The organism is Erysipelatoclostridium sp. An173, from assembly GCF_002160495.1.
Taxonomy (GTDB): domain Bacteria; phylum Bacillota_I; class Bacilli_A; order Erysipelotrichales; family Coprobacillaceae; genus Thomasclavelia; species Thomasclavelia merdavium.
On sequence record NZ_NFKR01000014.1, the window covers coordinates 38216 to 50388 of the forward strand.

Below are 12173 nucleotides of genomic sequence, written 5' to 3' on the forward strand. Positions count from 1 at the left end.
CTTGTGTTTTTTGATAAATTAAGGTACACTAACGGTGGAAACAAATTAAATATTTCACAATGAATCGGAGGAAGAAATAATGGCAGAAAAGAAAGCTGTTAACAACAAACCAGCAGAAATGACAAATGAAGAAATCGATGCTTATGTCGATCAACTGGTTTCAAAAGCTCAAGTAGCTTTATCAAAATTTGAAGACTTTACTCAAGAACAAGTAGACTACATCGTAGCTAAATGTTCAGTAGCAGGTCTTGATGCTCACGGTACTTTAGCAGAAGCCGCAGTAAATGAAACTGGACGTGGGGTATTTGAAGATAAAGCCGTTAAAAACTTATTCGCTTGCGAATACGTAACTAACAACTTACGTCATTTAAAAACGGTTGGTATTATTAACGAAGATCCACTTTTAGGAATTACTGAAATTGCTGAACCTGTAGGTGTTGTTTGTGGTATCGTTCCAACAACTAACCCAACATCAACTACAATCTTTAAATCATTAATCTGTTTAAAAACAAGAAATCCAATCATTTTCTCATTCCATCCAAGTGCAACTGCATGTTCAATTATGGCAGCAGTAATTATGCGTGATGCAGCAGTAGCAGCTGGTGCTCCAGAAGATTGTATCCAATGGTTGGAAACTAAATCAATGTATGCAACTACAGCATTAATGAAACATCCTGGTGTTGCTACTATCTTAGCAACTGGTGGTAATGCAATGGTTGCTGCAGCTTACTCTTGTGGTAAACCTGCATTAGGTGTAGGTGCTGGTAACGTTCCTGCATATGTAGAAAAAACTTGTATTTTACCAAGAGCAGTAAATGATATCGTATTATCAAAATCATTCGACAATGGTATGATTTGTGCTTCTGAACAAGCTGCTATTGTTGATAAAGAAATCTATGAAGAATTCAAAAAAGAAATTAGTCGTTTTAAAGTATACTGGGTAAATGCTGAAGAAAAAGCAAAATTAGAAAACTATATGTTCCCAGATAAAAACAAAGGTGTCTTACCTGCAGTTGTAGGTAAACCAGCAACTTGGATCGCTGAACAAGCTGGAATCAAAGTTCCTGCAGACACTCAAATCCTTTTAGCTGAATGTAGCGAAGTAGGACCAAATGAACCATTAACAAGAGAAAAATTATCTCCTGTATTAGCTGTATTAAAAGCTGAAAATACTGATGATGGTATTGCTAAATCAGCAGCAATGGTTGAATTCAACGGTTTAGGACACTCTGCTGCAATTCATACAGAAGATCATGAAATTTCTAAACGTTTTGGACATGCATGTAAAGCTATCCGTATCATTGAAAATGCACCATCTACATTCGGTGGAATCGGTTCAGTTTATAATGCATTCATTCCATCATTAACATTAGGTTGCGGTTCTTATGGACATAACTCTGTATCTAACAACGTAAGTGCTGTTAACTTAATCAATATTAAGAGAATAGGGAGACGTAATAACAATATGCAATGGGTTAAACTTCCTCCAAAAATTTATTTCGAAAAAAATTCGATTAAATATTTAAGAGACATGAAAGAAATGGAAAAAGCCATGATTATTACAGACAGAGGTATGTATAATCTTGGTTATGTAGAAAAAATTGAAGATGTAATCAGAAGAAGAAGAAATAAAGTTGATATCGAATTATTCTTCGATGTTGAACCAGATCCAAGTCTTGACACAGTTGAAGCTGGAGTTGAATTAATGAGAAAATTCGAACCTGATACAATTATTGCTATCGGTGGTGGATCTCCAATGGATGCTGCAAAAGTTATGTGGTTAATGTATGAACATCCAGAAGTATGCTTCGATGATATCAAACAAAAATTCATGGATATCAGAAAACGTGCTTTCAAATTCCCTGAATTAGGTAAAAAAGCTAAATTAATCTGTATCCCAACAACTTCAGGAACTGGTTCAGAAGTTACTCCATTTGCCGTTATTACTGATAAGAGAGCAAATAAAAAATATCCATTAACTGACTACGCTTTAACACCAACTGTAGCTATCGTAGACCCTGAATTCGTTATGAGTTTACCTGCTTCAATCGCTGCAGATACTGGTATTGACGTATTAACTCATGCAATGGAAGCTTATGTTTCTATCTTAGCATCAGACTTTACTGATGGATGGGCTAAACAAGCAGTTAAATTAGTATTTGATTACTTAGAAGAATCTGTAAATAAAGGTACACCTCTTGCAAGAGAAAAAATGCACAATGCTGCAACAATTGCAGGTATGGCATTTGCTAATGCGTTCTTAGGTATGAACCACTCATTAGCTCATAAGATTGGTGGAGAATTCCATGTGCCTCATGGTCGTACTAATGGTATCTTATTACCACATGTAATTAGATATAATGGTTCTATTCCTACTAAATTAAACATTTGGCCAAAAATTGAAAACTATAAAGCAGACGTTAAATATATGGAATTAGCTCAATTAATTGGTTTAAAACCAAAGACACCTGCTGAAGGGGTTGAAATGTTTGCTAATGCTGTAGAAGAATTAATGGCAAAAGTTCATTTAGCTTCTAACTTCAAATCTCAAGGAATTGATAAGAAAGATTGGGACGAAGCTATTCATAGAATTGCAATGAATGCTTATGAAGATCAATGTACTCCTGCAAACCCTAGAATGCCTATGGTTAAAGATATGGAAGAAATCTTAAGAGTATCTTGGGATTATGAAAACAAATATGCAAAAAAATAATTATTAAAAAATAGTATTTTTTGAGATAGTGTACGCACTATCTCTTTTTTTTGAATTAGTCTTTGTTATTTCTTTTTATATCAATAATATAATAGTATTATATAAGTGAAGAGGTGATAATATGCGACGCAATATCTACAGCTCTATTTTTTATTGTATCTTGGGCGTAGTTTTAATAGTTCTTTCACTATTAGCTTTAATTTACCAGGAAAATTTTTTAATGCGTGTTTTTGATCTTTTGGGTTGGATATTGATTGTTAACGGTCTTCATGAGCTTAGTAATTATTATCGTAAGCATTTTAAAGGGTCGTTAATAAGTGTCATTTTAAATATTATTGCTGGTATTTTTATCATTGGATATACTGCTATTCCAATTAGGCTTGTTTTGATTATCTTTGCTTTTTATATAACATGTAATGGAATAATCACTTTAATTTCTTATTTGAATTATAAAAAAGACCGTGTGAGTTATCGTTTTCCAGTTTTATGTGGTGCTTTATTATTAATTATTTATGGATTGGCTCTTTTAATTGGACAATATGCTAATGTTAGAAATATGATGATTTTTATTGGTGCATATGGATTGCTGCTAGGAATCAATTATATTATTGATGGTATATTTATTGCGATTCCTCAACAAAAAAAGGATAGTTTAAAAAGAAGGATTAGAATACCTATTCCTTTGTTGATATCGGCTTTAATTCCAAAGGTAATGATGGATTATATAAATGAGCGTCTACAAATAGAACCCAAAGAACATTTTCTAGATCCTAAAGAAGTATATAATATTGAAATTTTTATTCATGTAAGTGCTGATGGTTTTGGAACTGTAGGACACTGTGATGTTTGCATCGATGAAAAAGTTATCTCCTATGGAAATTACGATCATGATTCAATAAGAATGTTTGAAGCCATAGGTGATGGTGTTTTATTTGTTGCTGATCGTGATCGTTATTTGAATTTTTGTATTCAAAACTATCGACAAACAATCTTTGCATATGGTTTGAGTTTAACAGCTAAACAATTAGTTAGTGTAAAAAATGAGATAAATAAATTAATGGTTGATACTTATCGATGGTTTCCACGTAGTTATTATAATAAAAATGATTGTAAGGATTATGCAAGCAAATTGTTTTTAGTTACAAATGCATTTTTTTATAAATTTAAAAAAGGGAAATTTAAAACTTACTTTGTTTTAGGTTCGAATTGTGTAAAATTAGCAGAGCGTGTTGTTGGAAAAGGGGGTTTAGATATTATTGATTTAAATGGAATAATATCACCAGGAACGTATCAAAATTATCTTGAAAAAGAGTATCAACGTGTTAATGGAGTAGTTGTTTCGAAAAACGTTTATAACAGATTGACTTTTTTTCAAAAATAATACATAATATTTGGTGTATTATACTCATGTCAAAATATGACAATAATACTGCATAGATGACCCCTCTCCCATATTAATCATCTATGCAAATTAGGAACATGAAAAATGTTCCTTTTTTTATACATTTTTGACATTAGTTCATATTATGTTCATAATTCTTTTGTATATTATCAAATGTCGTCAAGACAAGATAATAATATATATGTATAGGTCACCCCCTTCTTCCCCAAGTAATGACCTATACAGTAAAGGAAACTCTCCCCAAGTTTCCTTTTTATTTTATTAGTATATAATAAAAAATTCTTGCTTAGATAATAAAAATTTGCTAGAATATAAAAGGGCACCTGCATGTCTTCCTTAGGAAGGCATTTTTATTTTGTAATAGAAGGAGAATAAGTTATGACAAAGTATATATTTGTAACCGGTGGTGTTGTATCTGGTTTAGGAAAAGGACTAACAGCAGCATCATTAGGAAGAATTTTAAAACAACGTGGATTAAAAGTATTTATGCAAAAATTGGATCCTTATATTAATGTAGACCCAGGAACTATGTCACCATACCAACATGGAGAAGTATATGTTACTAGTGATGGTGCTGAAACAGATTTAGATTTAGGACATTATGAAAGATTTATCGATGAACAATTAAATCGTAATTCATCTATTACTACTGGAAGAATTTATAGTGATGTAATTTCTAAAGAACGTCGTGGTGATTATTTAGGAGCAACTGTTCAAGTTGTACCACATATTACTAATGAAATAAAAGCTAAAATTTATGCTGCAGCATCTAGTTCTAATGCTGACATTGTAATTACTGAAATCGGTGGAACAACTGGAGATATTGAAAGTTTGCCGTTTATTGAAGCAATTAGACAAGTGCGTTTAGATTTAGGATATGAAAATACATTGTATATTCATACTACTTTATTACCATATATTGGTGCTAGTCATGAAGTTAAAACTAAACCAACTCAACACAGTGTTAAAGAATTACGAGGACTAGGAATTCAACCGGATTTCATAGTTTGTCGTAGTGAAAAGCATATAGATAAAGAATTAAAAGATAAGATTTCTTTATTCTGTAATGTACCAACTCAAAACGTAATTTCTAATTATGATGTTGATGTATTATATGAGTTACCAATGATGTTATTGGATCAAAAAATGGATGATTTAGTTTTAAAACATTTACAAATTGAAGTACCTAAAGCTAATATGAGTGAATGGCAACAGTTAATTGAGCGAGTAAAAGGACTGAATGATGAAATTACAATTGCATTAGTAGGTAAATATACTCAATTACCAGATGCATATTTATCAGTAAATGAAGCCTTAAGACATGCAGGATATTATGAAAATAGTGTTATTAATATTGAGTTTGTTGATTCTGAAGAAATAACTAGAGATAATGTTGCTGAAAAATTAAAGAATGCTGATGGAATGATCGTGCCAGGTGGATTTGGTAACCGAGGTATAGAAGGAATGATCATTGCGATAGAATATGCTAGGGTAAATAAGCTGCCATTTTTTGGGATTTGCTTAGGAATGCAACTGGCAACTATTGAATTTGCGCGTAATGTCTGTGGTTTAAAAGATGCTAACTCAATTGAGTTTGATGAAATCTGTAAAACACCAATTATTACATTAATGTCTGATCAATCATTAATGGATATGGGAGGTACACAAAGACTAGGTAATTATCGTTGTGAATTAACAAAAGGAACTAAAGCACATAAATTGTATGGTAAAGAAATTATTGAAGAACGGCACCGTCATCGTTATGAGTTTAATAATGAATATCGTCAAGTGCTTATTGATAATGGTTTGATTATTTCGGGAGTGAATCCAGAACGTAATTTAGTTGAAATTATTGAAATTGAAGAGCATCCATATTTCGTTGCTTGTCAATTCCATCCTGAATTTACTAGTCGTCCTAATCGTTCACAACCATTATTTCAAGGGTTGATAACTGCGGCTCATAAAAGAAAATACGAACAATAAATAATATTTTTAGACATTTAGTACCATAATATGGAACTAAGTGTCTTTTTTTTTATCTTTTAATTGTATCCGGTTACATTTAAAATGTGGATAGGAGTTAGGAGGAGAAAAATGAAAAAGTTAAAAAAATTATTTTTGACAGCCATTACTTTATCAATGACATTAGGATTAAGTTTTGGTAGTGTTAGTGCAACAACTGGCTTAGAAGTACAATCAATTGTAGCTAATACTTTTGTAGGCGATGGTCAAAGAGAAGTGAGTTCTTTTGAAATTGAGGTTAATGATGCTAGTTTGATTGCTGATTTAACAGCAGATGATTTTGATATTACTAATAATGTTAGTTCTATTCCTTATGATTTAACAACAGGAGAAATGGTAACTGACTATGTTGATGATGGTATTAGTATTGCCATTGAAGATAATACTATTGTAATGAATGTAAAATCATTCGATTATACTGGGAAATATAATGCCGATTTTACAAAAAATCCATGGCAAATTACTTGTGAAAAATATCCGGAATTAAGCTTCAATAAGGATAATGTAACTGAATTAAAAACAAGAACATTGGATAATGTAATTAGAGGCGAATATACATATGCCGGTCTAACAAGAGAATATGCTTTATACTTACCAAAAAATAGTAACGGTAGCTATAAAACAGATGTACCATTAGTAGTTTGGAACCATGGTGGTGGTGAATATGCTGGTGAAATAGAAAATACATTAGTTGCTAACCGTGGACTTACTGCATGGGTAGAAGCAGGTTATGAAACAGCAGTATTAGAAGTGCAAATTTCTAATGAAAATTATAGCTATGGAGCTGCCTTTGATGAATCTAAAAAGAAATTAATTGATCAAAATAACGCTTTACAAGCTGATTTGATTAAACAATTAATAAACGATGGTTATGTAGATGCTAATCGTGTTTATGTAACTGGTGCATCTAGTGGTGGTGGAGCAACAATGAGATTTGCTATGCAATATCCTGAACTTTTTGCTGGGGCTATAGCATGTTGTTCAATGGATCCAATTGTTTGGGTACATTACAATTATCAAGATTCATATGAACAAATAGTTGCTAATTTTGAAAACGCTTTTCAAGGAAATGTCTATACTTGGGATGAATCACAAGGACAAATGGTTGAAAAAGCAGTTGATACACAATCTTTAATTAATTTACCAATATATTTCACTCATGCTGAAAATGATACAACTTGTTCTGTTACAAGTTCTAAAGCAATGTATGAAGCATTAAATAATTTAGGTGCAAAAAATAATCATTTAACAGTATGGAGCGATAGTGAAATGGCTGAAGATGGGATTGCACCACAAATATTACACTGGTCATGGGTAAAAGTGTTGAATCATAATGAAGAAGGTAGTCCAATGAACTGGTTATTTAAACAATCTAAAGAAGTAACTGAAGTTCCAGAAACTCCAACTGTTCCAGAAACGCCAGTAGTCGATGTACCAGCTGATCAAAATCAACCAGTAGATCAAAAAGCAACAGCTGTAAAAACTGGTGATTCAAGTAATTCTGAAATATTTGTATGCTTAGCAGGATTAGCTATATTAGGTGGTTATTTATCAACAAGAAAAAGATTTGAATAAAATAATATCAAAAAATCGATGCAAAAAGGTGCTGGCTTGTAGCACCTTTTACTATGGTTATAAAAAATAAGTGTGATATAATATTATTTAAAGTAATTATAATATCAATTAATTGAGGTGAATAAATATGATATATACAATGACGATTTTGGATAATGTTTTAGATATTGCAAATAATTTTAATATTTCTAGTAATGATCGCTATATAGCTTATAAACTATTTGAATATTGTGATGAAATAGAAAAAATGACATTAACTGAATTTTTAGATAAGATAAATATAAGTACAAGTCAGTTTAAAAAATTTTACCAAAATTTAAATTGTAACAATTATAATGCTTTAAAAAAAAATATTACACTATGGTGTCAAATTCGTTTAGAACAATTAACTACACGTTGTAATTGGCAAAATATTATAAAAACTTCAAATATACTAATTAATTTAACTAATTATAAATCAGTAGAAGAATTTTTGGATATAAAAATAATCGATGATATTTGTTATCAAATAAAAAAATGCAATCGAGTTATATTGTATGGATCAGAGTCAATGGTTAGTTTAACGCATGATTTTCAAATAGATATGCGTTTGTTAGGAAAATTAGTAGTTAGAAGTTCATTAAATGAAGATAAAGCGATCTTTCCCAATACTGATGATTTTACTTGTTTTTTTTCTTTAACCGGACGGATAGTTAATGTATTAGGTGAGTCTACTAGAATAAATATTACTAATTCGATAAATAAAAAACTATTAATTACTCAGAATAATTCAATAATAACAGCTGATTATATTTTACGGCTGAACATGAAAAATGAGTATTATGAAACATATTATATTGTATTATTTTATTTAGATGTTATTAAAACAAGATACTATTATCTATATTATAAAAAGGAATGCGATAAATGATTTTAGGTAAAATATTAATGATTCAATCAGCAAGTAAATACGGTAGTGTTGATTATCAAATTTGTAAAAGTGTGTTGAGATTAGGTAAAAATATTGAAAAATATACTATTGATCGATTTGTTCGTGAAATAGGGGTATCTAAAACATCATTAATTAGGTATTTAGACAATCTAGGAGTAAATACATTTTCTTTGTTTAAAGAAGTCGTTGTTTTAGAGAGTATCAAAGGACTTACAGCTTTAGAACAAAAAAAAGATGCCTCTCAAAAACAATTTGATTCTACTGTGATTAATCTAGCATATTTAATAAGTGAGGCTAATCGAATCTTGATTTTAGGTGATGGCAATTGTTTTGGTTTGATTTTGTATTTAAAAGGCTTTATTCATTTAGGCATAGATATGGAAATTCCAATATATTTAGGGAAAGAAGAGACTGTTTTTAAAGAATATGATTTAAAAGATGATGATTTAGTTATTTTCGTAAGTTTGCATGAGACTTTTGAAAGTTTTTTAAATAGCCGAACAGTCTATTACAATGATATTAAATATTTTCAATTTGACTGCCCAAGTAAGGTTGTTTTTATAGGCGAAATTGATTTTTCCAAAACTTGTTTAGTAGATTATCAAATATCAATAGAAACTGACGGACCTTTATATTATCGAAAAGCAAGATTAGAACGTTTGTTTGAAGATACGTTAAGCTGTTTATGTTTAAATTATGACTATATTTAAGCTTATCATTATAATCGGTTGATTCTTATTGATAGATTTTGGTATAATACATAGCATATTGGAGGCAATATTATGCTTAAGTTAAATACGGATAAAAGTTTGAAAGTAATAAAGAAAATAATTACGTTGTTTACAGCAGCAATGTTATTAACAGCGATTGTCTTTTTGTTTATTGGAAAAAATCCAGATCGTAAAGGACGGTTAATTTTTACTATTGGGCAATTATTGTTAATGATGGTAATAATAATTTTACCTGAACAGTTAAAAGAAAGAATTGGGTTAAAAATACCATTATTATTAGAAACGACATTAACGGTATTTGCTTTTTGTGGCTTTGTTCTTGGTGATGTTTTTGATTTCTATGGCAAGATTCCGGTCTGGGATTCGATTTTACATGCATTTTCAGGCGTTGTTTTATCATATGTTGGGATAGTTTTATTAGAGTTTTTTGTAAAAAAAGATAATGTGAATATTTCGATGGGAAATATTTGGATCTGTATTAGTGTTGTTTTATTTTCACTATCATTAGGTGCTTTATGGGAGATTGGTGAATATTTAGTAGATGATGTTTTTAAAACGAACAATCAACAATATATGAAAACTACACGTGGAACGTTATATAAAACAACCGATGAGCCTTTAGTTGGTCATGAAGCACTAGCGGATACGATGAAAGATTTAATGCTTGATTTGGCAGGTGCTACTGCCGTTGCTACAATATCATTTTGTAAAGAAGATTATAAACGTAAAAAGAACAAAAGAACAATAGAAGATTAAAGCCCCTAGAATATGGGGCTTTTTTGTGTTAGAATATGGCGTGAAGGAGTGAGAATATGTATCGAATTGGACAATCAACAGATATTCATCAATTAGTACCAGGTCGAAAGTTAATAATTGGTGGCGTTGAAATTGAATCAGAATTAGGCTTATTAGGTCATAGTGATGCCGATGTTTTAAGTCATGCCGTAATTGAAAGTATTATCGGTGCTTTAGGCTTAGGCGATATTGGTAAACATTTTAGTGATACTGATGAACGTTATAAAGGAATTAGTTCACTTGTTTTAATGGAAAAAACCTATGAAATGATGGATGAGCGAGGTTATGAAATCAGTAATCTTGATGCCCTTATTTTGATTGAAAAACCAAAGATGGCACCTCACATTCCAACAATGAAAGCAAACATTAGCCGGATTTTAAAATGTGATCCAGATAGAATCAATATTAAAGCTACTCGTGGTGAAAAATTAGGCTTTGTCGGTAAAAGTGAAGGAGCTGTCAGCCAATGTGTAGTAATGTTAAAAAAGAAAGGAATATAAGATGGAAAAAGTAAGAGTAAGATATGCTCCTAGTCCAACTGGACATTTGCATATCGGTGGTGCAAGAACTGCATTATTTAATTATTTATTTGCAAAACACTATGATGGAGATTTTATTTTTAGATTAGAAGACACTGATATTGAAAGAAATATTGAAGGTGGTGAAGCTAGTCAGTTAGATAATTTAGCTTGGTTAGGAATTGTTCCTGATGAATCACCTTTAAATCCTAATCCAAAATATGCTCCATATCGTCAAATGGAACGTTTGGATATTTATCGTAAATATGCTAACGAATTATTACAGCGTGGTTTAGCTTATAAATGTTTCTGTACACCAGAAGAATTAGATGCTGAACATGAACGTCAAGTTGCTGCTGGAAAAGCGCCAATGTACAATGGAAAATGTCGTAACTTAACAGCTGAAGAAGTGGCTGAAAAAGAAGCAGCTGGAATTCCTTATACAATCAGACTTAGAGTACCAGAAAATAAAACTTATGAATTTGAAGATATGATTCGTGGCCATGTATCATTTGAATCAAATGATATTGGCGATTGGGTAATTGTTAAAGCAAATGGTATTCCTACATACAATTTTGCAGTAGTTATTGATGATCATACTATGGATATTACACATGTTTTTAGAGGTGAAGAACATCTAAGTAATACTCCAAAACAATTAATGCTTTATGAAATGTTTGGTTGGCAACCACCAATCTATGGACATATGACATTAATTGTTAATGAACAAAGAAAAAAATTATCAAAACGTGATGAAAGTATCATGCAATTTGTTTCTCAATATAAAGATGAAGGTTATTTACCAGATGCAATGTTTAATTTCATGGCATTATTAGGATGGTCACCAGAAGGAGAACAAGAAATTTTTACTAAAGAAGAATTAATTAAAGAATTTAGTGAAAAACGTCTTTCAAAATCACCTTCAATGTTTGATAAAAATAAATTAACATGGGTTAATAACCGTTATATTAAAGAAAGATCATTAGAAGATGTAGTAGCTTTATGTCGTCCTTATTTAGAAGAAGCATATGATCTATCAACAAAAAGTGAACAATGGATCAATGATTTAATTGCTACTTATCATGATCAATTGTCATATGGTAAAGAAATTGTAGGATTAGTTGATTTATTCTTTAATGATGAATTAGTATTAGATGATGAAGCTAAAGAATTTATGAAAGATGAAAGTATTCCTAATACATTGGCAGTATTTAAAAAACATTTAGAAGCTGTTGAAGATTTTACTAAAGAAAATGTTCAAGCTTGTATCAAAGCAACTCAAAAAGAAGCTAAAGTGCGTGGAAAAATGTTATATATGCCACTAAGAATTGCAACTACTGGAATTATGCATGGTCCTGATTTAGCTAGTTCAATTTGTTTATTAGGAAAAGAAAAAGTATTATCTCGTTTATAAATATATAATAATTGTATTTTATTAAATCCACTAGATTGATCTGGTGGATTTTTTTTAAAACCAAAAATTATT

Annotated in this window: 9 protein-coding genes; all 9 read left to right on the top strand. The window is 30.6% G+C overall.

What is annotated here, in order from left to right; all coding sequences use genetic code 11:
• Positions 1 to 79 precede the first annotated feature (79 nt).
• The 9 genes from adhE to gltX all read left to right on the top strand — a co-directional run bounded on the left by adhE (position 80) and on the right by gltX (position 12101).
• Positions 80 to 2713, top strand: a complete 2634-nt coding sequence (gene adhE / locus B5F09_RS07745; protein WP_087300599.1) for a bifunctional acetaldehyde-CoA/alcohol dehydrogenase — start codon at positions 80 to 82, stop codon at positions 2711 to 2713.
• 121 nt (positions 2714 to 2834) lie between these two features.
• Positions 2835 to 4094, top strand: a complete 1260-nt coding sequence (locus B5F09_RS07750) for an HdeD family acid-resistance protein (RefSeq protein ID WP_087373369.1) — start codon at positions 2835 to 2837, stop codon at positions 4092 to 4094.
• Between the two features lie 399 nt (positions 4095 to 4493).
• The gene (locus tag B5F09_RS07755; RefSeq protein ID WP_087373371.1) at positions 4494 to 6098 is read left to right on the top strand and encodes a CTP synthase; all 1605 of its coding nucleotides are present in this window, start codon (positions 4494 to 4496) and stop codon (positions 6096 to 6098) included.
• A gap of 111 nt (positions 6099 to 6209) precedes the next feature.
• Positions 6210 to 7712 carry a prolyl oligopeptidase family serine peptidase gene (locus B5F09_RS07760; RefSeq protein ID WP_087373373.1) on the top strand — a complete coding sequence of 501 codons (1503 nt, stop codon included), beginning with the start codon at positions 6210 to 6212 and terminating at the stop codon, positions 7710 to 7712.
• 127 nt (positions 7713 to 7839) lie between these two features.
• Complete coding sequence (locus B5F09_RS07765; protein ID WP_087373375.1) at positions 7840 to 8622, top strand: MurR/RpiR family transcriptional regulator; 783 nt, start codon at positions 7840 to 7842, stop codon at positions 8620 to 8622.
• On the top strand, positions 8619 to 9353 hold the full coding sequence (locus B5F09_RS07770) for a hypothetical protein (RefSeq protein WP_087373377.1): 735 nt from the start codon (positions 8619 to 8621) through the stop codon (positions 9351 to 9353). The genes B5F09_RS07765 and B5F09_RS07770 overlap by 4 nt, the downstream gene beginning before the upstream one ends.
• Positions 9354 to 9425: 72 nt before the next feature.
• Positions 9426 to 10130 (top strand): hypothetical protein, encoded by a 705-nt coding sequence (locus tag B5F09_RS07775; RefSeq protein WP_087300593.1) that lies wholly within the window; start codon positions 9426 to 9428, stop codon positions 10128 to 10130.
• Positions 10131 to 10186: 56 nt separating this feature from the next.
• Positions 10187 to 10669 (top strand): 2-C-methyl-D-erythritol 2,4-cyclodiphosphate synthase, encoded by a 483-nt coding sequence (gene ispF, locus B5F09_RS07780; protein WP_087300591.1) that lies wholly within the window; start codon positions 10187 to 10189, stop codon positions 10667 to 10669.
• 1 nt (position 10670) lies between these two features.
• On the top strand, positions 10671 to 12101 hold the full coding sequence (gene gltX, locus B5F09_RS07785) for a glutamate--tRNA ligase (protein ID WP_087300589.1): 1431 nt from the start codon (positions 10671 to 10673) through the stop codon (positions 12099 to 12101).
• The last annotated feature ends 72 nt before the right edge of the window (positions 12102 to 12173 follow it).